At 63.1% G+C, this 24,010-nt stretch carries 21 protein-coding genes; 6 read left to right on the top strand and 15 right to left on the bottom strand.

Annotation, left to right across the window (positions count from 1 at the left end; translation table 11 throughout):
• Window positions 1-29: 29 nt before the first annotated feature.
• From PQR42_RS13765 to PQR42_RS13750, 4 genes are all read right to left on the bottom strand, one after another.
• Window positions 30-1,220 carry an NAD(P)H-dependent flavin oxidoreductase gene (locus tag PQR42_RS13765; RefSeq protein ID WP_408384268.1) on the bottom strand — a complete coding sequence of 397 codons (1,191 nt, stop codon included), beginning with the start codon at window positions 1,218-1,220 and terminating at the stop codon, window positions 30-32.
• Window positions 1,221-1,349: 129 nt separating this feature from the next.
• Window positions 1,350-2,774, bottom strand: a complete 1,425-nt coding sequence (locus tag PQR42_RS13760) for an aldehyde dehydrogenase family protein (protein ID WP_408384270.1) — start codon at window positions 2,772-2,774, stop codon at window positions 1,350-1,352.
• A 152-nt stretch (window positions 2,775-2,926) separates the two neighbouring features.
• Window positions 2,927-4,519 carry an ABC-F family ATPase gene (locus PQR42_RS13755; protein WP_408204303.1) on the bottom strand — a complete coding sequence of 531 codons (1,593 nt, stop codon included), beginning with the start codon at window positions 4,517-4,519 and terminating at the stop codon, window positions 2,927-2,929.
• Between the two features lie 83 nt (window positions 4,520-4,602).
• On the bottom strand, window positions 4,603-5,586 hold the full coding sequence (locus PQR42_RS13750) for an NAD(P)-dependent oxidoreductase (RefSeq protein WP_408493649.1): 984 nt from the start codon (window positions 5,584-5,586) through the stop codon (window positions 4,603-4,605).
• 156 nt (window positions 5,587-5,742) lie between these two features.
• On the opposite strand from PQR42_RS13750, the gene PQR42_RS13745 reads away from it, so the two are divergent.
• A complete protein-coding gene (locus PQR42_RS13745) occupies window positions 5,743-5,949 on the top strand; it encodes a dodecin (RefSeq protein ID WP_012433313.1) in 207 nt (68 codons plus the stop codon).
• Window positions 5,950-6,075: 126 nt separating this feature from the next.
• Here PQR42_RS13745 and PQR42_RS13740 read toward each other — a convergent pair whose 3' ends face one another.
• The 4 genes from PQR42_RS13740 to PQR42_RS13725 all read right to left on the bottom strand — a co-directional run bounded on the left by PQR42_RS13740 (window position 6,076) and on the right by PQR42_RS13725 (window position 10,980).
• Entirely contained in the window at window positions 6,076-7,170 is a 1,095-nt protein-coding gene (locus tag PQR42_RS13740) for a BMP family ABC transporter substrate-binding protein (RefSeq protein ID WP_408204300.1), read from the bottom strand.
• 53 nt (window positions 7,171-7,223) lie between these two features.
• The gene (locus PQR42_RS13735) at window positions 7,224-8,153 is read right to left on the bottom strand and encodes an ABC transporter permease (protein WP_091793648.1); all 930 of its coding nucleotides are present in this window, start codon (window positions 8,151-8,153) and stop codon (window positions 7,224-7,226) included.
• 43 nt (window positions 8,154-8,196) lie between these two features.
• The gene (locus PQR42_RS13730) at window positions 8,197-9,303 is read right to left on the bottom strand and encodes an ABC transporter permease (RefSeq protein WP_408204299.1); all 1,107 of its coding nucleotides are present in this window, start codon (window positions 9,301-9,303) and stop codon (window positions 8,197-8,199) included.
• Window positions 9,304-9,378: 75 nt separating this feature from the next.
• Complete coding sequence (locus PQR42_RS13725) at window positions 9,379-10,980, bottom strand: ABC transporter ATP-binding protein (protein ID WP_408204298.1); 1,602 nt, start codon at window positions 10,978-10,980, stop codon at window positions 9,379-9,381.
• A 251-nt stretch (window positions 10,981-11,231) separates the two neighbouring features.
• Between PQR42_RS13725 and PQR42_RS13720 the strand changes: the two genes are divergently transcribed.
• Entirely contained in the window at window positions 11,232-12,164 is a 933-nt protein-coding gene (locus PQR42_RS13720) for a LysR substrate-binding domain-containing protein (RefSeq protein ID WP_074764203.1), read from the top strand.
• 67 nt (window positions 12,165-12,231) lie between these two features.
• Here PQR42_RS13720 and PQR42_RS13715 read toward each other — a convergent pair whose 3' ends face one another.
• Window positions 12,232-13,620, bottom strand: coding sequence for an 8-oxoguanine deaminase (locus PQR42_RS13715; protein ID WP_408384273.1), 1,389 nt, complete (start codon window positions 13,618-13,620; stop codon window positions 12,232-12,234).
• Between the two features lie 537 nt (window positions 13,621-14,157).
• Here PQR42_RS13715 and uraH point away from each other — a divergent pair.
• The 4 genes from uraH (at window position 14,158) to PQR42_RS13695 (ending at window position 17,921) form a co-directional block, all read left to right on the top strand.
• The gene (uraH, locus tag PQR42_RS13710) at window positions 14,158-14,511 is read left to right on the top strand and encodes a hydroxyisourate hydrolase (RefSeq protein ID WP_095419140.1); all 354 of its coding nucleotides are present in this window, start codon (window positions 14,158-14,160) and stop codon (window positions 14,509-14,511) included.
• Between the two features lie 337 nt (window positions 14,512-14,848).
• On the top strand, window positions 14,849-16,042 hold the full coding sequence (locus PQR42_RS13705) for a urate hydroxylase PuuD (protein WP_408204296.1): 1,194 nt from the start codon (window positions 14,849-14,851) through the stop codon (window positions 16,040-16,042).
• 266 nt (window positions 16,043-16,308) lie between these two features.
• Window positions 16,309-16,575 carry a helix-turn-helix domain-containing protein gene (locus PQR42_RS13700; RefSeq protein ID WP_011488637.1) on the top strand — a complete coding sequence of 89 codons (267 nt, stop codon included), beginning with the start codon at window positions 16,309-16,311 and terminating at the stop codon, window positions 16,573-16,575.
• Window positions 16,572-17,921 (top strand): type II toxin-antitoxin system HipA family toxin, encoded by a 1,350-nt coding sequence (locus PQR42_RS13695; RefSeq protein WP_408384275.1) that lies wholly within the window; start codon window positions 16,572-16,574, stop codon window positions 17,919-17,921. Before PQR42_RS13700 ends, PQR42_RS13695 begins: the two co-directional genes overlap by 4 nt.
• A 121-nt stretch (window positions 17,922-18,042) precedes the next feature.
• On the opposite strand, the gene PQR42_RS13690 is transcribed toward PQR42_RS13695, so the two are convergent.
• The 6 genes from PQR42_RS13690 to PQR42_RS13665 form a co-directional block, all read right to left on the bottom strand.
• Window positions 18,043-18,555, bottom strand: a complete 513-nt coding sequence (locus PQR42_RS13690) for an ureidoglycolate lyase (RefSeq protein ID WP_408384277.1) — start codon at window positions 18,553-18,555, stop codon at window positions 18,043-18,045.
• Window positions 18,552-19,565 (bottom strand): allantoicase, encoded by a 1,014-nt coding sequence (alc, locus tag PQR42_RS13685; RefSeq protein WP_408204293.1) that lies wholly within the window; start codon window positions 19,563-19,565, stop codon window positions 18,552-18,554. Before alc ends, PQR42_RS13690 begins: the two co-directional genes overlap by 4 nt.
• Window positions 19,566-19,637: 72 nt before the next feature.
• Window positions 19,638-20,159, bottom strand: a complete 522-nt coding sequence (gene uraD, locus PQR42_RS13680) for a 2-oxo-4-hydroxy-4-carboxy-5-ureidoimidazoline decarboxylase (RefSeq protein ID WP_408176129.1) — start codon at window positions 20,157-20,159, stop codon at window positions 19,638-19,640.
• Window positions 20,156-21,106 (bottom strand): allantoinase PuuE, encoded by a 951-nt coding sequence (puuE, locus tag PQR42_RS13675; protein ID WP_408204292.1) that lies wholly within the window; start codon window positions 21,104-21,106, stop codon window positions 20,156-20,158. The genes uraD and puuE overlap by 4 nt, the downstream gene beginning before the upstream one ends.
• Before the next feature lie 238 nt (window positions 21,107-21,344).
• Window positions 21,345-22,211, bottom strand: a complete 867-nt coding sequence (locus PQR42_RS13670) for an aspartate/glutamate racemase family protein (RefSeq protein WP_408384279.1) — start codon at window positions 22,209-22,211, stop codon at window positions 21,345-21,347.
• Window positions 22,212-22,237: 26 nt separating this feature from the next.
• Entirely contained in the window at window positions 22,238-23,719 is a 1,482-nt protein-coding gene (locus PQR42_RS13665) for an NCS1 family nucleobase:cation symporter-1 (RefSeq protein WP_408204290.1), read from the bottom strand.
• Between the last annotated feature and the right edge of the window lie 291 nt (window positions 23,720-24,010).

Genomic DNA, 24,010 nt, shown 5'->3' with positions numbered 1-24,010 from the left:
GTTCTCGTCGCGCGGCAGGTTGACGCGTATCAACCCAGTGAGAATGCCCAGCGCCCTGCGACAGCCGGTCGCGTCGCGCCCGTCAGCAGCAGTTCGAGGAGATCGTGCACGCTGCGAATCGCCGTGCCGAACGGCAGTGCTTCGCGGCCGCGGAAGAACAGACCGTTCGCCACGTCGCCGCGCAATGCCGCCGCGAGCCGCGTGTCGATGCAGAAGTGGCCGAACTTCTCGATACCGTCTCGCCAGCCACACGCGCTAAGGCACTCGAGCGCGGTCGGACAGACGTGTTTGAGCGCGCCGACTTTCTCGCGGATCTTCGTTTCATGGCGCAGATAGCGCATCAGCCACGGCGTTTTCACGGCGCGCGCGGGCAGTCCCGTCACACTGACGAATTCGACGATGTCCTCCGGCGTGGCTTCGGCCAGCACGCGCTTGAAGTTCGGATGCGCGTCGCCTTCCTCGGTGACGGCGAACGGCGTGCCGAGTTGCACGCCGTTCGCGCCCGCGTTCAGCAGCTTGCGGACGGCCTCGTGACTATTGATGCCGCCCGCGACGATCAAGGGTACGTCCTGACGGTTCAAGCCGAGTGAGGCGAAAACCGTGTCGAGTTCTTCGAGGATGCGGAAGAAATCGAAACGCTGATCGTGTTGATCGGCGAGGTTGTTGACGCCCAGATGGCCGCCCGCATGCGCCGGATGCTCGATCACCACCGCGTCGGGCAAACGGCCTTTTTTCATCCACTTCTTCAGCACGAGCGCGACGCCGCGGCTGTCCGACAGAATCGGAATCAGCGCGATGTCGTAGCCCTGGGTCATGTCCGGTAAATCGAGCGGCAGGCCCGCGCCCATGACGATCGCGTCAGCGCCGCTCTCGCACGCGACGCGCACGTAGTCGGCTTGCGCGCTGACCGCCTTCATCACGTTGACGGCAATCATGCCGTGGCCTTCGCTGAGTGCCTTGGCGGAGTGGATTTCGCGCGCCAGAGCGGTGAGGTTGGCTTCTTCCAGCGTGGCCCGAACGCGCGACTCGCGGCAGCGTTCTATCAGATCGTGATGATGATGCCGCAGGTCGATACTGGCGATGGTGCCCAGCGCGCCTTCGCGGGCGACACTGCCGGCCAGCCGGTGCGCCGAGATGCCGACGCCCATGCCGCCTTGCACGATCGGCAGTAACGAGCGGCCGCGAATGACGAGCGGCGGGAAGGAATGAGAGGTGAGCATGACTGGCCCGATGGCGGATTATCGAAACGCTGATAATCGTCGGTCGGGCGCAGTCCGCGTTGCTTCAGGTCAATGAGTCGGCGAATGTCCTGGTCTTGTGTGATCTTCGGTTGACGCCGGTCAGTTGAATCACGCCTTGAATTGCATGGACTTGAGTTCGAGATACTCTTCGAGTCCGTAGACCCCGTTTTCGCGGCCGAAGCCCGACTGTTTGAAACCGCCGAACGGCGCGGCCATGTTCCACGTGCCGCCGTTGATATCGACCTGGCCGGTGCGAATCCGTCGCGCGACGCCGGCGGCACGTTCGTCACTGCCGGCCCATACCGCGCCGCCGAGGCCATATGGCGAATCGTTGGCGATCCGAATGGCTTCTTCTTCGTCCTTGTAGGTGAGAATCGAGAGCACCGGGCCGAAGATTTCTTCTTGCGCGATCGTCGCTTTGGGATGCACGCGGCCGAACACGGTCGGCTTGACGAAGAAGCCCTTCGATAATCCATCAGGCAAGCCCGCGCCGCCTGTCACCAGCTCGGCGCCCTCCTCGATTCCCTTCGCGATGTACTGCTGCACGCGCGCCTGCTGCGCCGCCGACGCCAGCGGGCCAAGGCGGGTCGTCTCATTGCGCGGATCGCCGGCGACGTAGGCCTCGGCGGCCTGCTTCGCCAGCGCGCGCGCTTCGTCGTAGCGCGCCTCGGGCACCAGCATGCGCGTATGCGCCGAACACGTTTGCCCGGAATTCAGAAAGCACGCGCTGATCGTGCCTTTAACCGCCGCGGCGAAATCCGCATCGTCGAGAATGACCGACGCCGACTTGCCGCCGAGTTCGAGCGCCACGCGCTTGACCGTCGCCGAAGCCAGTTCGGACACGCGTTTGCCGGCGCGAGTCGAGCCGGTGAACGAGACCATATCGACCGACGGATGGCTCGCCAGCACCTCGCCCACCACCGGTCCATAGCCGCTCACGAGATTGAACACGCCGGCCGGCAGCCCGGCTTCGTGGATCGCCTCGGCAAGCACGAACGCATTCAGCGGCGCGATCTCCGACGGCTTGAGCACCACCGTGCAACCGGCGGCGAGCGCCGCCGCGACCTTCAGCGTGACCTGATTGAGCGGATAGTTCCACGGCGTGATCGCCGCCACCACGCCGACCGGTTCGCGCACCACCAGCGAATTGCCGACACGTTCCTCATACTGAAACTCGCTTGCGAGCTTCGCGTACACGCCCCAGTTGTAGACGGGGCCGCCCACCTGGATGGCGCGCGCGAGCTTCAGCGGCATGCCGACTTCGCCGGCGATCAAGCCGGCCAGTTCGTCGGTGCGCGCTTTCAGGTTCGCCGCGATCTTGCGCAGATATTCGCCGCGCTCGGCGGCGGGCGTCGCGGCCCAGCCGTCGAACGCCACGCGTGCGGCGGCGATCGCGCTTTCGGCATCGGCCTCGACGCCTTCAGGGATGCGGCCCATGATCTCTTCCGTGCCCGAGTCGATCACGTCGATCGTGCCGGTGCCGCACGGCGCGATCCACTTGCCGTCGATATAGAGTTGCTCGTAGGTCTTCATGATGGTCGGTCCCTGTCTGTGTCTCCGGAATGGTCTTCTATTCTAACCAGCGCTGTGGGAAGGCCGATGCGTGAGGCGCGCCCATGAAAAAAGCCCGCTTCGAAGAAGCGGGCTTTGCGGTGCAACTGGGGCGGCGAGCGGTTCAGCCGTGCTTACTGCACGCCCTGGCTCAACAAAAAATCTTCGTAATTCCCACCGAAGTCATTCAACATGCCATTGGTCTTCACTTCGATGACGCGATTCGCGAGGCCGCTCACGAACTCACGGTCGTGCGACACGAAGATCAGCGTGCCTTCGAACTTGTCGAGCGCGATCTGCAGCGACTCGATCGATTCCATGTCCATGTGGTTGGTCGGCTCGTCCATCAGCAGCACGTTGTGGCGGCCCAGCATCAGCTTGCCCCAGATCATGCGGCCTTTCTCGCCACCGGAGAGCACCTTGACCGACTTGCGGATGTCGTCGGCATTGAACAGCAGCCGGCCGAGCGTGCCGCGCACCATCTGCTCGTCGTCGCCTTCCTGGCGGTAGCCGTCGATCCAGTCCATCAGCGTGAGGTCGTCCGGAAACTCTTCGTACGTATCCTGCGGCATGTAACCGACATTCGCGTTCTCGGCCCACTTCACCGTGCCGTGATCGAGCGTCAGCTTGCCGAGCAGCGAGCGCAGCAGCGTGGTCTTGCCCGCGCCGTTCTCACCGATGATCGCGATACGCTCGCCCGGCTGCACGCTGATGCTGAAGTCGTTGAAAATCTGGCGTTCGTACTTCTTCGAGATCTTCTCGGCCACCACCGCGATGTTGTGCAGCTTCTTCTCGTACTCGAAGCGGATGAACGGGTTCTGCCGCGACGACGGCTTGAATTCCTCGATCTTGATCTTGTCGATCATCTTCAGACGGCTGGTGGCCTGACGCGCCTTCGACTTGTTCGCCGAGAAGCGGCGCACGAAGTCCTGCAGGTCGGCGACACGTTCCTTCGCCTTCGCGTTGGCGTTCTGCTGACGCTCGCGCGCCTGCGTGCTCGCCAGCATGTAATCGTCGTAGTTGCCCGGATAGACCTTCAGCGTGCCGTAGTCCATGTCGGCCATGTGCGTGCAGACCTGGTTCAGGAAGTGTCGATCGTGCGAGATGATGATCATCGTCGAGTTGTACTGGTTGAGCACGTCCTCCAGCCAACGGATCGAGTTGATGTCCAGGTTGTTGGTCGGTTCGTCCAGCAGCAACACGTCCGGCTTTGAGAACAGCGCCTGCGCGAGCAGCACGCGCAGCTTCCAGCCCGGCGCGACGTTGCTCATCGGGCCGTTGTGGTCCTCGATCGCAATGCCGATGCCGAGCAGCAGTTCGCCCGCGCGCGCCTCGGCGGTGTAGCCGTCGTACTCGGCGAACTTCGCTTCGAGTTCGGCGGCGTGCATGTAGTCGTCGTCCGTCGCGTCGGGGTTCGCGTAGATCGCGTCGCGCTCGGTCATGGCGGCCCACATTTCGGCGTGCCCCATCATCACGACGTCGAGCACGCGCACGTCTTCGTACGCGAACTGATCCTGGCGCAGCTTGCCGAGGCGGATGTTCGGCTCGAGCATGACGTTGCCCGAGCTCGGCTCCAGATCGCTGCCGAGTATCTTCATGAAGGTGGACTTGCCGCAGCCGTTCGCACCAATCAGGCCATAGCGGTTCCCTCCCCCGAATTTGACCGAGATATTCTCGAAGAGGGGCTTTGGCCCGAATTGCATGGTGATATTGGCGGTAGACAGCACGGCGCGTCCCTTTGAATGTGATATCGGCGAAAAACCCAATATTTTAGCAGGTTATCGCGAATTCAACCCGCGCGCCCGTCGCGCTACCGGCTCTGGGTGCCGCGCGGCGTCTGCAAAACGTCGATGAAGGCCGACAGGTCGGCCTCGCCGAGCCCCATCGCCGCGCCGAGCCGCAGCAATTGCTGGACCGTCGACGACACCGGCATCGGTGTGCCCGTTTCGTACGCGGTCGCCGCCACCGTGTCGATGTCTTTCTGAAAGGTCCGAAACGCGCCGATCGGCGCGAGGCCGCTTTGCGTCATGCGCGGTACGAACGTCTGCAGCAGCACCGAGTCGGCCCAGCCGCCGGCCAGACCTTCAGTCAGCCGGGAAGCGTCGAGGCCGCTGCGCTGGGCGAGGCTCACCGCCTCGGCAATTGCCGCCAGCGTCGCGGTGACGATGGCCTGATTGCACAGCTTGGCGGTCTGGCCCGCGCCGACCTCGCCCATGTGCGTGACACGCGCCGCGTAGGCGCTGAGCACGGGTTTGACGGCTTCGACGTCCGCTGCGGCGCCGCCCGCCATGACCGCCAGCGTGCCGGCCGTCGCGCCGGCCACGCCGCCTGAGACCGGCGCGTCGATCCAGCCGACGCTGCCGACCGCCTCGCCCTCGCCCTCGCCCTCTCCTGCGCCTGCGCCTGCGCCTGCGTCCGCGCGAACCGCCGTCAGCGCCGCTGCGCGCTGCGCGAATGCACGCGTGGCGGCCGGCGGGATGCTGGAGTGATCGACAATCCAGCGCAACCGGCCAGAGACGGGCGTGTCCGCGCCCAGAAGGCCGGCGGCGCCGAACACGGTCTCTTCCACCGCCGCCGCGTCCGCGACGCACAGCAGCACGGCTTCACACCGTGCGGCAAGTTCGCGCGGCGTGTCGACCACTTGGGCGCCGTCCGCCAGCAGCACTTCCGCCTTGGCCCGAGTGCGATTCCAGACATGCACCGTATGCCCCGCGCGCAGCAGATGCCGGATCATCGGCGCGCCCATCAAACCAGGACCGCAAAAACCAATTTCCACTTTCGAACCTCGTCGCATGTCAGATTGAGTTGCGCGGACATGATAACGGCGGCGTCTCGCGACGGCATACCGGGCACGGCATGTGCGACATGACTCGCTCATGCAAAGGCCGTTTGCGGCGCTTCTCGTTGCCTATACTTTTTGAACACCAACGAAGATCAAAGGAGGAAGTCCATGTCCGAACACGTCTACAAACAAATCGAACTGACCGGCTCGTCGACCAAATCGAGCGATGACGCCGTCAGTACGGCAATCGCGAAAGCGTCGAAGACGCTGCGCAATCTGCACTGGTTCGAAGTGACGGAAACGCGGGGCCAGATCGAAAACGACAAGGTGGCGTACTGGCAGGTGACTATCAAGGTCGGCTTGCGCATCGACTGACGCGTCAGCAGCCTGGCCGTCGGCGTGCTAAAACCCAAGGCGAAAAAAAAAGCTGCGTCCATGCTGGACGCAGCTCCTTAAAGCAGCGGTTGCTGAGACCGCCGACTGGTCGACCTTTTGACAGCGTTACTTGGGCAACGTGCCGTCCACGCCTTCCACATACCAGTTCAGGCGTTGCAGTTCCGGATCGGTCAGCGTCTTGCCGGCCGGCACCTTCACCGCGCCGGACTGATCCTTCAGCGGACCCGTGAACACGTCCCACTTGCCGCCCGCCAGCTCGTCGCGCTTGGCCGCGACCTGCTTTTGCGCGTCAGCCGAAATCGCGGAGGTGTTCAGATCTTCGAGGTTGACGGCTTTCTGCGGAATGCCCCACCACACCGGATCGTTCTTCCACTTGCCGTCCAGCACCTGCTGGATCGCCGCGTTGTAATACACGCCCCAATGCGCGACCACCGAACCGAGGTGCGCGTCAGGACCGAACTTCTTCATGTCCGAATCCCAGCCAAACGCGTGCACGTGCTTGGCCGACGCCGTGGCGAGCGTGGCGCTCGAATCGGTGTTTTGCAGCAGCACATCGGCGCCCTGGCCGATCAGCGTTTCAGCCGCCTGCTTTTCCTTGCCCGGATCGAACCAGCTGTTGATCCAGATGACCTTGGTGTGCACCTTCGGATTCACCGAGCGCGCGCCGAGCGTGTACGCGTTGATGTTGCGGATCACTTCGGGAATCGGCACCGACGCCACGAAGCCGAGCGTGTTGGTCTTCGTCACGTAGCCCGCGGCGACGCCGGCCAGGTATGCGCCCTGGTACATGCGCACGTCGTAGGTGCCGAAGTTCGGCGCTTTCTTGTAGCCGGTTGCGTGCAGGAAAACGGTGTCCGGGAAATCCTTCGCGACCTTCAGTTCGAAATCCTGGTAGCCGAAGCTCGAACCGATGATGATCTTGTTGCCCTTGTTCGCCAGATCGCGGAACACGCGCTCGGAGTCGGCCGATTCCGGCACGTTTTCGATGCGCGTGATCTTGATCTTGCTGCCGAACTTCGCTTCCGCTTCCTTCGAGCCCTGATCGTGCGCGAAAGTCCAGCCGGCGTCGCCCGGATTGCCTAGGTAGACAAACGCGACGCCCGGCGCATCGGCGGCCTGCGCGCTTTGCGCGAACGGCGTGGCGAGCGCCAGCGAGGCCGCGCCCCAAGCGAAAGCGGTCAGCAGATTTCTTCTCTTCATGTTTTCTCCTGTCGTGTTTATCGAATGATGTGAATCGTGGGGTCGATGGTCGGTCAGCCCGCCGAGAAAAACGGTTTGCCCAGTGACGCGGGCGCATTCAGACGGATCGTGTTCGGATTGCGCGAGATCAGCACCAGCACGACGACCGTCGCGACGTACGGCAGCATCGCGAGAAATTGCGTCGGCACCGGCACGCCGATCGCCTGCGCGTAGAACTGCAGGCCGGTCACGGCGCCGAACAGCAGCGCGCCGATCAGCAGTCGCCCTGGGCGCCACGTCGCGAAAACAACCAGCGCGAGCGCGATCCAGCCGCGACCCGAGGTGAGCTGCTCCTGCCACAAGTGCAGGTTGACGATCGAGTAGTAGCCGCCCGCAAGCCCGGCCATGCCGCCGCCGAACGCCACCGCGCCGTAGCGCACGCCGACCACCGGAAAGCCGACCGAGTGCGCCACCTGCGGCGATTCGCCGACCGAGCGCAGCACGAGGCCCGCGCGCGTGCGGTACAGGAACCAGCCGATCACGGCGAACATCAGGAACGCGAGGTAATCGAGCGGCGTGAGGCTGAAAAACGCGGGACCGAGCACCGGAATCTTCGAGAGGCCGGGAATCGTCCACGTGTCGATGGTCGCGCGCACCGCAGCCGACGTGTAGGGCTTGCCGACATACGCCGAGAGGCCGATGCCGAAGATCGTCAGCGAGAGGCCAGTGGCAACCTGATTGGCAAGCATGGTGAGCGTGAGAAACGCGAACAGCAGCGACATCGCGAGACCGGCGCCGATCGCGGCGAGCACGCCGAGCCACGGGTTGCCGGTGATCGCGGTGACCGCGTAGCCGGTCACGGCACCCATCAGCATCATGCCTTCGACGCCGAGGTTGAGGACACCCGATTTTTCGGTGACGAGTTCGCCCGCGCCCGCGAACATCAGCGGAATCGCGGCGGTGACGGCGCTCGACGTGAGCGAGCTGGCTTGTTGAATGTCCATGTGGATCCGGCGATAAATCAGTGAGCGAATATCAGAGAGCTGATCAATGAACCTGCGCGGCCAGCGTCCGGCGGCGCACACGGTAGTTCACGAACAGGTCGGCACCCAGCAGGCAGAACAGCAACAGCCCCTGGAACACGCCGGAAAGCGCCTGCGGCAGTTGCATCGAGGTCTGCACCGCTTCGCCGCCGAGATACAGCAGCGCCATCAGCAGGCTCGCGAGCACGATGCCGATCGGATGCAGCCGTCCCACGAACACGACGATGATGGCGGTGAAGCCGTAACCCGGCGACCACGTGGCCTGCAACTGGCCGATCGGACCGGAGATCTCGCCCATGCCGGCGAGGCCCGCGAGGCCGCCGCTGATCAGCAGCGACGTCCAGATAGTCTTCTTGTCGGAGAAACCGGCGTAGCGCGCAGCGAGCGGCGCGAGACCGCCGACGTTCATGCGGTAGCCCGCGAAGCTCTTGCGCATGAAGACCCACACGAGCGGAATCGCGATCAGCGTGACGAATACCGATGCGTTCAGACGCGTGCCGCGCAGCCATTTCCAGTGCCAGTCGCCGGAGAAGGTCGGATAAAGCGCGTCGCCGCTGAACATCTCCGAAAGCGGAAAGTTCATGCCCTGCGGATCGCGCCACGGGCCGCTCACCAGGTAGATCAGCAGTTGCGTCGCCACGTACGTGAGCATCAGGCTGACGAGAATCTCGTTGGTGTTGAAGCGGCTTTTGAGCAGCGCCGGAATCGCCGCCCACGCCATGCCGCCGAGCACGCCGGCGATCATCATGGTCGGCAAAATCCACCAGCCGGTGGCCTGATCGAAATAGATCGCGACGCCGCTCGCGGCGATGCCGCCGAGCAGCATCTGCCCTTCGGCGCCGATGTTCCAGACATTGGCGCGATAGCCGATGGCAAGACCTAGGCCGATCAGGCACAACGGCGACGCCTTCAACAGCAGTTCGGACCAGCCGTTCACGCTGGACAGCGGCTCGATGAAAAACGCGTGCATCGCCTGCAGCGGATCGCGGCCGACGAGGCTGAAGATCAGAAAGCCGATCGCGAGTGTGAGCAACGCGGCGATCAACGGCACGGCAATCTGCATGGTGCGCGAGGGCGTCGTGCGTGCTTCGAGTCGATACGGAAGAATCATGGGTAGCGTGTGATCTATATGGTTCTGGTTCTGATGCCGGGCGCCGTCACGCGTATTCGCGAGACAGACGCCGGCTCAGGCATGCGCCGGTTGTTCCGCCGAAGGCGATGCGCCCTCGCGATCGCCGAACAGGCCTGCCATCCAGCGGCCGATTTCCTCGGCGTTGGTCGCCCCCGTGGCGCGCACCGGCGAGAGTCTGCCGCCTGCGAGCACCGCGATGCGATCGCAGATGTCGAACAACTCTTCTAACTCCTCCGAGATCACCAGAATCGCCACGCCGCGCGCGGACAGATCGAGCAACTGCTGGCGAATGAACGCCGCCGCGCCGACGTCGACGCCCCACGTGGGCTGCGCGACCACCAGCACCTTGGGCGCCTGGAGAATCTCGCGTCCCATGATGTATTTCTGCAGATTGCCACCCGACAGACTTTGCGCGAGCGCTTCGGCGCCGCCGCAGCGCACGTCGAAAGCCTCGATGCAGCGCTTCGCAAACGCGCGCATCGCGCCCGCCTTGATCCAGCCCGAGTTCACCATCTGCTGACGATGCGCGGTGAGCAGCGCGTTTTCCGACAGCGTCATGGCCGGCACCGCGCCGCGGCCGAGGCGCTCTTCCGGCACGAAGCCGAAGCCGAGCGCTCGCCGGCCGCCCGCGCCGAGGCGCCCTGCCGCCTTGCCGCAAATCGTGACGGCGTCGGCGCGCACGCCGCGCTTTTCGCCCGACAGCGCCGACAGCAGCTCCGCCTGCCCATTACCCGAGACGCCCGCGATGCCGAAGATCTCGCCCGCATGCACGCCGAACGACACGTCACGCAGCGAAGTGCCAAACGGGTCGTCGCTTTCCACTGAGAGTTGCTTCACGTCGAGCAGCACCGCGCCGGGATTGTGTTCGCGCCGCGTGTAATCCGGCAGCGAATGGCCGACCATCAATTGCGCGAGCGACGCGTGGGTTTCGCCCTTCGGCTTGACGTGACCGGTCACGCGGCCGCCGCGCATCACTGTGGCGGTGTCGCACAGTTCCTGGATTTCATCGAGCTTGTGGCTGATGTAGAGAATGCTGCAGCCTTCGGCAGCGAGCCGCCGCAGCGTCTCGAACAGCTTGCGGACCGCTTGCGGAGTCAGCACCGAAGTCGGCTCGTCCATGATCAGCAGACGCGGGTTCTGCAGCAGGCAACGCACGATCTCGACGCGTTGCCGCTCGCCCACCGTCAGGCTATGCACGTGACGCTGCGGGTCGATATCGAGGCCGTAATCGGCCGAGACTTCGCGGATGCGCTTGGACAGCGTCTTCAGATCGAAGGGTTCGTCGAGCGCGAGCGCGATGTTTTCGCCGACCGTGAGCGTCTCGAACAGCGAAAAGTGCTGGAACACCATGCCGATGCCCAACTTGCGCGCCGCCGCCGGGCTGGCGATCTCGACCGTCTGGCCTTCCCAGCGGATCTCGCCGGCGTCGGGCCGCACCGCGCCGTAGATGATTTTCATCAGCGTGCTTTTACCGGCGCCATTTTCGCCGAGCACGGCATGGATTTCGCCCGGGGCGACGATCAACGTGACGTCGTCGTTGGCTCGCACGGCCGGGTATTGTTTGGTGATGCCCTGAAGCACCAACCGGGGCGCCGCCTGTTCCGGCCTGTCTGCCGGCTGCGCGGCGGCGCCGTCGCTATAAGAAGAGTCGCTCATGTGATTCCGTAGTACGTCAGTGACTGCCGGTTACAGCGCGTCCGTCCACCTTGCCGGCGGCCGATCCGTCACCACAACCGGATGACAATACCTAATTCGACCCGGTCAGTCGAGCCGCCAAAATTCCCCGCAAACCCGCGCCGCAGCGCGCTCTGCGGGTATCCCACTCTTGACGCGGCTTTTCGTTCATATTAAAAGTCATATACCCCCATGCCCGTTCGATCAGCCAGAACATATATTTCGGAGAAGTCATGAGTCAGCAACGCGAGGCGATCGATACGTATCTATTACGCGTCTTGCACACCCTGTTGATGGAACGCAGCGTCACGCGCGCGGCCGTCAAACTGAATCAATCGCAACCCGCCATCAGCGCGGCGCTGCGCCGTTTGCGCGACATCACCGGCGACCCGCTGCTGGTGCGCGGCAAATCCGGCATGGTGCCGACGGAATACGGCCTGCGCCTGCTCGAACCAGTGCAGAACGCGCTGCGCGAGATCGAACGCATCAAGTTCCAGCAGCACAACTTCGATCCGGCCACTTCCATCCGTTGCTACCGGATCGGCTGCCCGGACTACCTGAACGTGCTGTTCGTGCCGACGGTGGTCGAACGCTTTCGCCAGGCCGCGCCGAACGCGACGCTCGAGTTTCACTCGCTCGGGCCGGCCTTCGACTACGAACTCGCGCTCGAGGACGGCAAGCTCGACATCGTGGTCGGCAACTGGCCGGAGCCGCCGGAGCAGTTGCACCTGTCGAACCTGTTCGTCGATCAGATCGTTTGCCTGATGAGCAACACGCATCCGTTCGCCAAACGCGGCGGGCTCACGCTCGACCAGTATCTGAACGCGCCGCATCTCGCGCCTACTCCTTATTCGGTGGGCCAGCGCGGCGCGATCGACGTGCATCTCGCGCGCGAGCGGTTAAAGCGTCATGTGGTCGTGACGTTGCCGTACTTCAATCTGGCGCCGTACGTGCTGATCAAGTCCGATCTGATCTTCACGACGACGCGCCTCTTTGCCGATTACTACGCCAAGTTCCTGCCGCTCACGGTCGTGCCCGCACCGCTCGATTTCCCGCCGATGCAGTACTACCAGTTGTGGCACGAGCGCGTGCATTACTCCGACGAAGTGCGCTGGCTGCGCAGTCTGGTCGCCGAAGCGACCAAGACGTTGATCGACAAGCCTTAAAGTCTTTGCGTTTGTGGGTTATCGGCGGCGCTGTGCGTCTCATCACCGATAACCCTGCTCTCTTCCGTTACGCCGCAGCTTCGTAAAGCGTCTTCGCCAACCGGTTGTGCTGCTCGATGACCGGTCCGAGTTCCAGCGTCGTCAACTGTCCTTCCTTCACAACCACCTTGCCGCCGATCACGCTATAGCTCACTTGCGACGGCGCGCAGAACACGAGCGCCGCGACCGGGTCATGCAACGCGCCCGCGAACAGCGGTTGACGCAAATCGAACGACACGAAATCCGCCGCCATGCCGGGCGCCAATGCGCCGATGTCGTCGCGATTGAGCACCTTCGCGCCGCCGAGCGTCGCGATTTCCAACGCCTCGCGCGCGGTCATTGCATCCGGCCCGAAGCCGACTCGCTGCAATAGCAGCGCCTGACGCACTTCGGCGACCATCTGCGCGCCGTCGTTCGACGCCGATCCGTCGACGCCCAGACCCACCGGCACGCCCGCCAGACGCATGCGCCTGACCGGCGCGATGCCCGACGCGAGCCGCATGTTCGAACACGGACAATGCGCGACGCCGGTGCCGGTGCGCGCGAACAGTTCGATGCCCGCGTCATCGAGTTGCACGCAGTGCGCATGCCACACGTCGCGACCGACCCAGCCGAGGTCTTCCGCGTACTCTGCCGGCGTCATGCCGAACTTCTCGCGGCTATACGCGATGTCGTTGACGTTCTCCGCCAGGTGCGTATGCATCGACACTCCATACTGCCGCGCCATGACCGCCGATTCACGCATCAGATCGCGGCTCACCGAGAACGGCGAGCATGGCGCGACCACCACGCGCAGCATCGCGTAACGCCCTTCGTCGTGGTACGTCTCGATCAGCCGCTGCGTGTCCTTCAGAATGTCCGCCTCACGTTCGACCACCGAATCCGGCGGCAGGCCGCCGTCTTTCTGCCCCACACTCATGCTGCCGCGCGCCGCGTGAAAACGCATGCCGATCCGGCGCGCCGCCGCGATGCTGTCGTCGAGACGGCTGCCGTTCGGATAGATATACAGATGGTCGCTCGAAGTCGTGCAACCGGACAGCAACAGCTCGGCCATGGCTGTCAACGTCGAGACTTCGATCATCTCCGGCGTGAGGTTCGCCCACACCTTGTAGAGGCTGGTCAGCCAGCCGAACAGTTCGGCGTTCTGCGCGGCGGGAATCGCGCGTGTGAGGCTCTGATACATGTGGTGGTGCGTGTTCACGAGGCCCGGAATCACCAGATGCCCGCGCATGTCCAGCACTTTGTCGGCGGTTTGCGGCAATTCCGCCGTCGGTCCGACCGCGACGATGCGGTTGTCCTCGATATACAGGCCGCCGTCGCGCAGTTCGCGCCGGGCGCCGTCCATCGTGACCAGCACGTCCGCGTGCTTCACCAACATCGTTTTCCTGGGCTTGTTAGCCGCTTGTTCCATCGTCATTCGTTTCTCCGCTTCATTGCTTCCGTGCAAAGCCGTTCGAACGCGATGTGACGGCACGCTACCGTGCCGCCGCGTCTCGTCGAACGCCGTTGGCCCGGTTACCCAGCGTGTATCCGCCGTCTTCGGGTGTGCGCCGCGGCTGAATCGTCGTCGATTCGCGTTTGCTGCAACGCACAGACGTAACCTTCGACGGCCAAAATAATGCTGACAACTCACGCCAATGCGATACCCAAGTTCACGCCGTCGATATAGTGGGCCTTTTTTGGCGCCGGTACGATCCCCGGTAAGGCAAATGCGCTGTAATAGTCGAAGGAATCGAGTCGTTGCGGCTTTCAGCAGGCTATCCGTCATGCGCCAGCTATTATCTTTCCTATCTCGCGCGCGCTGAACGGAACAACCTTTTTACAATGGCTGTCACGGCGCTCGCTTCAATTCGCCGACGGGTATGTAGCCACTGACGTGGAGCCTCGATCCGCCGCAAACGTATCTGGATCGGGCTGCCGCCGAAACCTCGCATTCACATAAGGAAAATTGCGAATGGGAAAGCTCACTACCCACGTGCTCGACACCGCGAACGGCCGTCCCGGCGCGGGCATCAAGGTCGAACTCTTCGCGCTCTCAGGCGATACGCGCCGCGCGCTCAAAACCACCCTCACCAATGACGACGGTCGTTGCGACCAGCCGTTGCTCGAAGGCGACGCGCTAGTGGCGGGTGAATACGAACTCGTGTTCGGCGCCGGCGACTACTTCGCGTCGATCGGCACGAAGGTGCCGGAGCCGCGCTTCGTTGATCGCGTCGTGTTGCGCTTCGGCGTGGCCGATGCCAGCGCGCACTATCACGTGCCGCTGCTGGTGTCGCCGTGGTCGTACAGCACGTATCGCGGCAGCTAGGAGACGTCTGCCACGAGGTATGGGAAAGGTGTTGGACAAAGCGACGTCGAGTTCGCGCAGCATGCCGGTCGCGCTCGATTGCATTGCGCAGATGCTCATGGAGACGCATGCGAGCACCCGCGAAACGCAATCGGACGCATGCGGCTCGACCCGATTTGATCCATACGCGACCCAACCGACGACCCAATAAAAAACGGCGCCGTGCGAACTGAGCGCATCGCGTCTTCACCCCGCAGTCTGCGCAGTGACGTTCTGCCCTGCCAACGACCCGTCAGCCGGGCACCAGAAGGCACGCCACGTCATTGCGTGTACAACGAATCAGAAGTGGAGGAGTTTCATGGAAGGCTTTATCACAGACTGGTTGAATCTGGCGATTCGCTGGTTCCACGTCATCGCCGCGATTGCATGGATCGGCGAATCGTTTTATTTCGTCGCGCTCGACAACAGCCTGAAACCGCCGACAGACCCGAACCAGCGCAAGCGCGGCGTGTTCGGCGAACTGTGGCACGTGCACGGCGGCGGCTTCTACAACATGCAGAAGTACACCGTCGCGCCGCCGGAAATGCCGGACGATCTGCACTGGTCGAAGTGGCCGTCGTACACCACGTGGCTGTCGGGCTTCGGTCTCTTCACCGTGCTGTATCTGTTCTCGCCGAGCACTTACCTGATCGACAAGAACGTGCTGGATATGGGTCCGGTGGTCGCCGTCGCCTCTGCGCTCGGCTTCCTCGCCGCCGGCTGGATCGTGTACGACTCGCTGTGCCGCATCCTCGGCAACAAGGACAAGGTGCTCGGCATCTGCGTCGGCGTGTACGTGCTGATCGCGGCGTGGCTCGCGTGCCATATCTTCGCGGGCCGCGCGGCTTACCTGATCATGGGCGCGATGCTGGCAACGATCATGTCGGCCAACGTGTTCTTCGTGATCATTCCGGGCCAGCGCAAGATGGTCGACGCCATGCTCAAAGGCGAAACGCCGAATCCGATCTACGGCAAGCGCGGCAAGCAACGCTCGGTGCACAACACGTATTTCACGTTGCCGGTGGTGTTCGCGATGCTGTCGAACCACTACGCGATGACCTACACGCATCCGTATAACTGGGCCGTGCTGCTGGTCATCATGCTGGCCGGCGCGTTGATCCGTCAGTTCTTCGTGATGCGTCACCGTGGCCAGGTGCTGTGGTATCTGCCGCTGGTTGGCATCGCGCTGATGTTCGTCGCCCTCTTCTGGACCATGCCGAAGCCGATCGTGCCGCAAGCGCAAGCGGCGAATGCGCCGACGGTCAAGGTGGCCGATATCGCACCGGTGCTGCAGCAGCGCTGCGTGGCGTGCCACTCCGCGCATCCGACGATGATGGGCAGCGCCCCGGCCGGCGTGCTGCTGGATACGCCGGATGAAATCTCGCAGAACGCGCAGCGGATCTATCAGCAAGCGGTGACGCTGAAGGCCATGCCGCTCGGCAACGTGACGCATATGACCGACGAGGAGCGGATGAAGATCGCCGCATGGTTCGAAGGTGGCGCGGTGAAGTAATGACCGGCCCGGGGCGTGCTGCCCGGCGCGGCGATGGATGAAGCAAGATGAAGCGGGCTTTCGCGCGAGCGGAAGCCCGCTTTTCTTTGGCCGCCTCGGTGCCGACTCCTCAAAGGCGACATCAGTTATTTTGTAGCCCATGAGCTACAAAATAACTGAATCCGGTCAAAATGTAGCCCGTAAGGCACAAATCTCATCGGTAATTTTGTGTCTCATGGGCTACAATAATGAACGAATTCGTCAAAATTGATGCCGTGGGGCTACAAATGACTAACCTCGCCGATGTATCGGACATGCTGAAGGCCGTGCGCCGCGAAAGCAATCTGTCGCAAGAGGAACTGGCGCACCGGGCAGGCGTCGCGCGCACCACCGTCGCGCGTATGGAAACGCTCGCCAAAAACGATATGAGCGTGTCCGTGCTCGTGCGCCTGCTCGAAGCGGCAGGCTACGACCTCAAATTCGTCGCGCATGGACACGGGCGCACGCTCGAAGACATCCTCGCCGAACAACGCAATCCGGACGCGAACTCATGAGGCTCGACGTTCAGGTACTGGGCAAGAACGTCGCCACGTTATTTCGCGAGCGCGACGACTACGTCCTCAAATACAACCGCGACGCGAGCGCGGCGGACTTCGTCAGCCTGACCATGCCGGTGCGCGAAGAGGCGTGGCGCTGGCCGCGCGACCTGCATCCGTTTTTCCGGCAGAACCTGCCGGAGGGTTACCTGCTGAACCTGATTCGCGAGCAATTCGGGCCGCTGCTCGACGGCACCGACCTGTCGCTGCTCGCCGTGGTCGGCGCCATGGGGATCGGCCGCGTGACCGTGACACCCGAAGGCGTCGCGCCGGGCACGGAACTGCAAGCGCTCGACGTGCAGGACATTCTGCACGGCGACAACACGGCTGAACATTTCGCGCGGCTCGTGCGCGAGTACGCGCGCGCGGCCATCTCGGGCGCCGTGCCGAAGTTCATCGCGCCGCAAGGCGACATGTCCAGCACGTCCACGCCGATGCCGCTCGGCAAACCGACCATCCGGACGAGCCGCCACATTGTCAAAGGCTCGGACGACAGCACGCCGTTCCTCGGCTTCAACGAGTTCTACTCCATGCGCGTGCTGGAACGGCTCGGCGTCGCGCCGGTCGCGCGCACGCAGATGTCGGACGATGGCCGGGCGCTGATCGTCGAACGCTTCGACGTCGACGCACAGGGATTGCCGGCCTACGGCGTCGAGGACATGTGCGGTTTATTGGGTTTGCCGCCGCACGAAAAATACAACTCGACCAGCGAGAAAATGCTCAACGCCGCGCGAGCCTATCTGCTCGATCGCGACACCATGCGGCAGCAACTCGAATATCTTGGCTGGCATCTGCTGACGAACTACGTCGTACGCAACGCGGACTGTCATACGAAGAACGTGGCGTTGTTCTATACGTCTGTCGACGATGTCGCGTTTACGCCCGTCTACGACATCGTCACAACACAGGCGTACCCGCGTTTCGCGGCCAATCCGCCGGGCTTACCGATCGATGGCCGCAAAACGTGGGCGGCCGGCAAAACGCTGGAGCGTTTCTTCAACACGCGTATGGGTATTGCGCCGCGGCAATACGCGCAGATGGTCGAGGCGTTGTGCGATTCGGCCGTCTCCGTCGGTCATGAGTTGATCGAAGCGGCGCGCAACGAACAGCAATGGCACGCCGTCGCGAAGCACATGCTTCACGCCTGGGACGACGGCATGGCGTCCTTGCGCTCGCCGAAGAAGAGTCTGCAATTCAAGGGACTCAAACCGGCGATCGAGGCCGCGGGTTTTTCCGCGCCTGAACCGGCGGAACGCGCGCGCGAAGTGATCGGGCATTCGCCGCTTCTTGCCAAACGTAGCTAAACGCGGAACGACAGCGTCGCGCTACCTTTGTGGTTCGCCGCAAAAACAAAAAACCCACAGCATCAGTGATGCTGTGGGTTCTTTTTAAGGCAATCTGCTCGCTATGTCATAGCGATAAAACTCAAACCGCCACCGCGCTCAACGCATCTTCCGTGAGCCACAACGACTCCGCAAGATCCTGCTCATTGAGATTGAGTCCATCCCCGCCACGATCGACAACGATAAAGTCGCTCACGTCGCCCAACGCGATCAGCGGATGGTGCCACACGCCCTTCGCATAGTTCACGCCCTGCCAGCCGCTTGTCACGAACGCACGAATCTTCGACGCATCCAGCTCGCCCGCCGGCGCCACGACCACCAGATACGGCTTGTCGTTCAGCGGCACGAACGCCTGACTGCCAAGCGGATGCCGTTCGAGCATCGTCACTTCGAACGGCAGCGTACGCGGCTGCCCGCGAAACAGGTTCACAAGCGTGCGGCCGTTCTCGTCGGTGACGTCCACTTTCGCGAGATCGTGAAAGCGAATCGTCGTGCCGAGGTTGATCGGAATCTGCTTCGCGCCTTCGAGTTCGATCACGTCGCCGAACGCGGCGAACGCTTCCTTCGTCAACGGTTCGATCGCGAGCGTTTTCATGATGCGAGCGTGCCCCACAGACGCAGACGCGACACGCCGCCGTCCGGAATGATGTTGAAGCGCACGTGCGTCACCGGACCCAGTGCCGCGATTTCGCTTTCGAAATAGTGCTGGTTGTCCATCTTCAGCTTCTGTTCGCCGAGCAGCACCGGCCAGAACATGGCTTGCGTGATCAGCGAGCTGTCCGTGCCGCCCGTCACGTACGCGGCCTGAATCGAGCAGCGGTCCGGATAGTTGCCCTTGAAGTGCGCCGTATCGACTTCGATCTTCCTGATCACGCCCGGCTGCGCCAGTGCGACGATCGCCCAGTCGTTGCCCGGTTCGCGACGGCGGCGCGTTTCCCAGCCGTCGCCCATGTTCACGCCGCGGCCCGGCATCAGGATCGTCGACGCCGCACCGAAGTGCTGGTTGTTCGCCGCGACCAGATACGCGCCGTTTTCCATCGCGGCCAGATCGAACTGCTCCGTGCGGCTCGCGCCGGCCCAGTCGACTTGCGGTTGACCATACACACGCAGACGCGCGATACCGCCGTCCGGATAGATGTTCACGCGCAGATGCGTGTACGCGTTCGCGTCGCTGACTTCGTGATAGTGATGGCTATTGCCTTGCAACGTGGTCGACGGCACGATTTCGGTCCATTGCGTCGACTGGTTCGGCGTGCCGTCTACTACATTCGCAGCTTCCACCGACGCCGCCGGCGGGAAGTTGCCCGTGAAGTGGCTGGTGTCGAGATCGAGACCCTTGATCACGCCCGGCCGCGCCAGTTTCACGACGCACCAGTCATAGCCGTTGGCGCGCTTGCGGCGCGTTTCCCAGCCGTCCATCCACTTGCCGTTGTCGTCGTACTTGCCCGGAATGAAGACGGCCGGCTCCGGATTCAGCATGCGCTCCTTCGGCGCGAAGAAATCGTCGCTGGACTCGAGCGCCTGCGCGCCCAGGCGCGGGTCCGCCAGATTCACATAGCGGCGCGTGAATTCCGGTGCGTTGGGGTCGAGAATCGGGAGTGCCATCTTTGTCTTCCTTAGTGTTAGTCAGTGCTGAAAAAACGTTTCGGTTCGAGGTCCGCGACGCGCGGCAAAACCTTACGCGTCGATCAGGTCGTCGAGCCGGAAACGTGCGATGCGGTAGATCTGATCGAGGCTCGCGCGCAGTTCGTCGGCGCGGCTGTTGTTCACACGCGCCTCGAAGTTCGCGATGATGCCGTGACGGTCATAGCCGCGCACGGCGAGGATGAACGGAAAGCCGAACTTCTCGCGATACGCGGCGTTCAGCGCGAGCAGCTTGTCGAATTCTTCCTGCGTGCATTGCGCGAGGCCGGCGCCGCTCTGCTCACGCGTGGATTCGGCCGTCAGTTCACCGCGCACGGCGGCCTTGCCGGCGAGCTCCGGGTGGGCGTTGATCAACGCCAGTTGTTTCTCTTCCCCCGCCGTCTCGACGATGTTCGACATCTTGCGATGCAACTCGTCGATGCTGGCGAAAGGCCGTTGCTGCGCGGCGATTTCCGCCACCCACGGCGAGTGCTCGAAAATGCCCGACAGCGCTGCCACGAACGCGTCGGTCGAGGTGCTGTTGAGTTGGTCCAGAGTGTATTGCATCGCCTTCATGCCGCAGCCCCGCGGTTGTTTTGTTGGTAAGGATGATGTTCGCGCCAGTGGCGCGCAATATCGACGCGCCGCGTCACCCACACTCGATCGTGCTGTTCGATATGGTCGAGAAAACGTTGCAGCGCGCGGAAACGCCCAGGGCGTCCCAGCAGACGGCAGTGCATGCCGATGGACAGCATCTTCGGCGCTTCGTCGCCTTCTTCGTAGAGCACGTCGAATGCGTCGCGCAGATACGTGAAGAAGTGGTCCGCCGTGTTGAAGCCTTGCGGGCTCGCAAAGCGCATGTCGTTAGTGTCAAGCGTGTACGGAACGATCAGTTGCGGCACTTTCGCGCCGCCGGTGACGTCGACGTCCATCCAGAACGGCAGATCGTCGCCGTAGTAGTCCGAGTCGTACAGGAAACCGCCATATTCAGCGACCAGACGACGCGTGTTGGGACTGTCGCGGCCCGTGTACCAGCCGAGCGGACGCTCACCCGTCACACGCTCGATCGCTTCCATGCCGAGACGCATGTGCTCCGCTTCTTTCTCCGGCGCCATGTCCTGATAGTGAATCCAGCGATACCCGTGGCAGGCAATCTCATGCCCGAGTTCGACGAAGGCACGCGCCAGTTCCGGATGCCGTTCGACCGCCATCCCGACGCCGAACACCGTGAGCGGCAAGCCGCGCTTTTCGAATTCGCGCAGGATGCGCCAGACGCCTGCGCGCGAGCCGTATTCGTAGATCGACTCCATGCTCATGTGGCGCGCCGGAAAAGACGCGGCGCCGACGATTTCCGACAGAAACTGCTCCGAGCCGGGATCGCCGTGCAACACGCAGTTTTCACCGCCCTCTTCGTAGTTCAGGACGAATTGCACCGCGACACGCGCTCGACCCGGCCAGTTTGCCTGCACCGGGTGGCGGCCGTAGCCGATCAGATCGCGTGGGTAGTTCGGGTCGAGTGGCATGGTTTGACGAATGCGTGGTGACGGTACGTAAAATTCGCTTGGAACTCACGTGGCATGCACGTGGCGTTGGCGTGAGCTTGCGTGCTGCGTGCAAACGACTCACGCAGGCGCGGGTGGAAAAACACCAGAAGCAGTACCGAAAGCAGCAGAAAAAAGCCTTTCAGGCAGCCCGCGCCGAGTTGGACCAGTGTAGCGAAAACACCCGGGTGCGCCCATACACCCGGGCAGATAGTGCGTGTCAGACTGAATGTATGTGCGGCCCCGATTCTGTAGTGTTTACCCGCAATAAATCGGCCGTTCCCGCGGTTTGCGGCACATTTGCGGCGGAAATAACAGCATAACCGCGCGGCATAAGCGGATTCGGATCAGCGTCGGTCGGGCTGAAGGATGCCAGCGCGCCGTCGTAGCGCTTGGCCAGCGGCCGCGCGTAATCGCCGCGTTTGGCCGTCGAGAGACGCAGCGCGACCAGCGCCTCGGTCCACTTCACAGCCGCTGTCACGCCCTCGATCACCGGCGCGCCGAGCGCGTCTTCGATCTCCGCGCACAGCTCGGCCATGCCCGCGCAGCCGAGCACAATCGCGTCCGAACCGTCTTCCGCGAGCGCGCGCCGGCACTCGTCGAGGATGATGCGACGCGCCGCCGAGCCCGGCTTGTCGAGATCGAGCACGGCGACGTCGGTGGCGCGCACGTTGCGGCAAAACCGCTTCATGCCGTAGCGCTCGGCGAGGTGCCACGCCATGCCGCACGTACGTGCCAGCGTGGTCACCACCGAGAAGCCCGGCGCCAGCACGCTGGCCGCGTGCATGGCCGCCTCGGCAATGCCGATCACCGGGCCGCGCGCCAGCTCACGCGCGGCGTACAGACCGGGATCGCCGAAGCAGGCGATCACGTAACCGTCGCAGCCTTCTCGCTCGCCGGCGGCGACTTCGGCGAGCAAGCCCGGCGTCGCGAGCGCTTCGTCGTAATAGCCTTCGATCGACGGCGGCCCCATGGTCGGATTCACCGCGATGACTTCGGTGCCCGGCGCGGCGACTTCGCGCGCGCAGCGGCCCATCGCTTCCGTCATGCGTTGGGTCGTATTCGGGTTGATCAGTTTGATGCGCATATCCACTCCTGTTGCGTCCGCAAAATTCAGCGTGCGAGAACGCGATAGAACAGCGCAGCGAGCCCCGCGCCGATGAACCACGAGAAATTCGCCATACCGTCGAGTGCCGGGACCATCACGCAGATCACCGCGATTACTGCGGCCGGCAGCAGCGCGGCAACAGCCCGGTAGTTGACGCCGTTGCGATACCAGTATGAACCGGTGGGCGAGACCGTGTACAGATCGTCCAGAACGATCTTCTGACGCTTCACGAGGAAGTAATCAACGATCAGGACACCGTACAAAGGTCCGATGAAACTCCCGAGGACGTCGAGCGTGTAGTGGATCACGGCCGGGTTGTTGAACAGATTCCACGGCGTGATGAAAATCGACGCCACCGCCGCGAGCATGCCGCCCATGCGCCAGCTAATGAGGCGCGGCGCCACGTTGGAAAAGTCGAAAGCCGGCGAGACGAAATTGGCGACGATGTTGATACCGATAGTCGCGATCGTGAAGGTCAGCGCGCCGAGAATCACCGCGGTCGGATAGTCGATACGGCCCACGGTTTCGACCGGGTCCGTGATCAGCTCGCCGAACACCGGCAGCGTCGCCGCGGTCGTGATCACCGTCACCAGCGAGAAGGCCAGGAAGTTGACCGGCAGCCCCCAGAAGTTGCCACGCTGCACGCTGCGAAAGCTCTTGCCGTAGCGCGAAAAGTCGCCGAAATTCAGCATCGGTCCGGAGAAGTACGACACCACCAGCGAGATCGCCGTGATCATCACCGGCACCACCTGCATGCCGTGATATTTGACGCCGCCCAGGTTGATGCCGATGTTGCGCCATCCCGCGCGATACACCATGTAGCCCGCGAGAATGAACATCACCACGTAGACCGCGGGACCGGCGAAGTCGATGAACTTCTTGATGGTTTCCATGCCGTGCCAGAACACCAGTGCCTGCAACACCCACAACAGCATGAAACCGGTCCAGCCGAGCGTGGAGAGTCCCATGAAGCCATGATGATGAACATCGGCGTAAGGCAGCAACTGCGGTACGAACTTCAACACCACGATCACCAGCGCGCTCGACGCCAGATAGGTCTGAATGCCGTACCACGCGACCGCGATCAGGCCGCGAATCACCGCGGGAATATTCGCGCCGAGCACGCCGAAGGTCGCGCGGCACGCCACCGGATACGGCACGCCGTTCGCCTGGCTCGGCTTGGCGATCAGGTTGCACAACAGATTGACGATCGTGATGCCGACCAGCAGCGCGATCAGCACTTGCCAACTCGTCAGGCCGAGCGCGAACAGACTGCCCGCGAACACATAGCCGCCGACGCTGTGCACGTCCGACATCCAGAACGCAAAGATGTTGTAAGCGCCCCAGGTTTGATGCCGCAACGGTGCGAGATCCTCGTTGTAGAGGCGGTCGCTGTAGCCTGCGGGCATCGACGGTTCGCTGGGGGCGCCGTCGTCTGCATAAGTGGGAATTGCGGGGTTGCCGGGCGCTGCACTGAACTGAGCCATGATTCCTCCTTGGAATAGGGACCGTCGATAGCGAATCGAAGGACATTGCATCGGCCATGCCAGTCGCGCCCGCCTCGTCCGTGTGAAACGAAGGGTCTTGGCGCGTCTGTCCGGCCGTGCCGCGGATGTCTCCGTACTTGAAGTACTTGTGGTTATCGCACCACCGGCAGCCGCGAATTCCCGGCGATGCGTTACTACTCGAAGTCCGTCGCCCGGCGGCGGACACGCGTGCACAAGCCGGCAGCGCTCACGCCGAGCCGCCTTGCAACGCTTGATTCGTTCAGTTCAATT

This window comes from Paraburkholderia sediminicola (assembly GCF_046027355.1).
Lineage (GTDB): Bacteria > Pseudomonadota > Gammaproteobacteria > Burkholderiales > Burkholderiaceae > Paraburkholderia > Paraburkholderia sediminicola_B.
The sequence above is the reverse complement of the archived record's forward strand: the minus strand, read 5'-3'. Positions and strand labels throughout refer to the sequence as shown.

Excerpts from the sequence above, each read along its gene's own strand:
- PQR42_RS13765 (WP_408384268.1), bottom strand. The coding sequence starts at position 1,220 with ATGCTCACCTCTCATTCCTTCCCGCCGCTCGTCATTCGCGGCCGCTCG.
- PQR42_RS13760 (WP_408384270.1), bottom strand. The coding sequence starts at position 2,774 with ATGAAGACCTACGAGCAACTCTATATCGACGGCAAGTGGATCGCGCCG.
- PQR42_RS13750 (WP_408493649.1), bottom strand. The coding sequence starts at position 5,586 with ATGCGACGAGGTTCGAAAGTGGAAATTGGTTTTTGCGGTCCTGGTTTG.
- PQR42_RS13745 (WP_012433313.1), top strand. The coding sequence starts at position 5,743 with ATGTCCGAACACGTCTACAAACAAATCGAACTGACCGGCTCGTCGACC.
- PQR42_RS13740 (WP_408204300.1), bottom strand. The coding sequence starts at position 7,170 with ATGAAGAGAAGAAATCTGCTGACCGCTTTCGCTTGGGGCGCGGCCTCG.
- PQR42_RS13735 (WP_091793648.1), bottom strand. The coding sequence starts at position 8,153 with ATGGACATTCAACAAGCCAGCTCGCTCACGTCGAGCGCCGTCACCGCC.
- PQR42_RS13730 (WP_408204299.1), bottom strand. The coding sequence starts at position 9,303 with ATGATTCTTCCGTATCGACTCGAAGCACGCACGACGCCCTCGCGCACC.
- PQR42_RS13725 (WP_408204298.1), bottom strand. The coding sequence starts at position 10,980 with ATGAGCGACTCTTCTTATAGCGACGGCGCCGCCGCGCAGCCGGCAGAC.
- PQR42_RS13720 (WP_074764203.1), top strand. The coding sequence starts at position 11,232 with ATGAGTCAGCAACGCGAGGCGATCGATACGTATCTATTACGCGTCTTG.
- PQR42_RS13715 (WP_408384273.1), bottom strand. The coding sequence starts at position 13,620 with ATGACGATGGAACAAGCGGCTAACAAGCCCAGGAAAACGATGTTGGTG.
- uraH (WP_095419140.1), top strand. The coding sequence starts at position 14,158 with ATGGGAAAGCTCACTACCCACGTGCTCGACACCGCGAACGGCCGTCCC.
- PQR42_RS13705 (WP_408204296.1), top strand. The coding sequence starts at position 14,849 with ATGGAAGGCTTTATCACAGACTGGTTGAATCTGGCGATTCGCTGGTTC.
- PQR42_RS13700 (WP_011488637.1), top strand. The coding sequence starts at position 16,309 with ATGACTAACCTCGCCGATGTATCGGACATGCTGAAGGCCGTGCGCCGC.
- PQR42_RS13695 (WP_408384275.1), top strand. The coding sequence starts at position 16,572 with ATGAGGCTCGACGTTCAGGTACTGGGCAAGAACGTCGCCACGTTATTT.
- PQR42_RS13690 (WP_408384277.1), bottom strand. The coding sequence starts at position 18,555 with ATGAAAACGCTCGCGATCGAACCGTTGACGAAGGAAGCGTTCGCCGCG.
- alc (WP_408204293.1), bottom strand. The coding sequence starts at position 19,565 with ATGGCACTCCCGATTCTCGACCCCAACGCACCGGAATTCACGCGCCGC.
- uraD (WP_408176129.1), bottom strand. The coding sequence starts at position 20,159 with ATGAAGGCGATGCAATACACTCTGGACCAACTCAACAGCACCTCGACC.
- puuE (WP_408204292.1), bottom strand. The coding sequence starts at position 21,106 with ATGCCACTCGACCCGAACTACCCACGCGATCTGATCGGCTACGGCCGC.
- PQR42_RS13670 (WP_408384279.1), bottom strand. The coding sequence starts at position 22,211 with ATGCGCATCAAACTGATCAACCCGAATACGACCCAACGCATGACGGAA.
- PQR42_RS13665 (WP_408204290.1), bottom strand. The coding sequence starts at position 23,719 with ATGGCTCAGTTCAGTGCAGCGCCCGGCAACCCCGCAATTCCCACTTAT.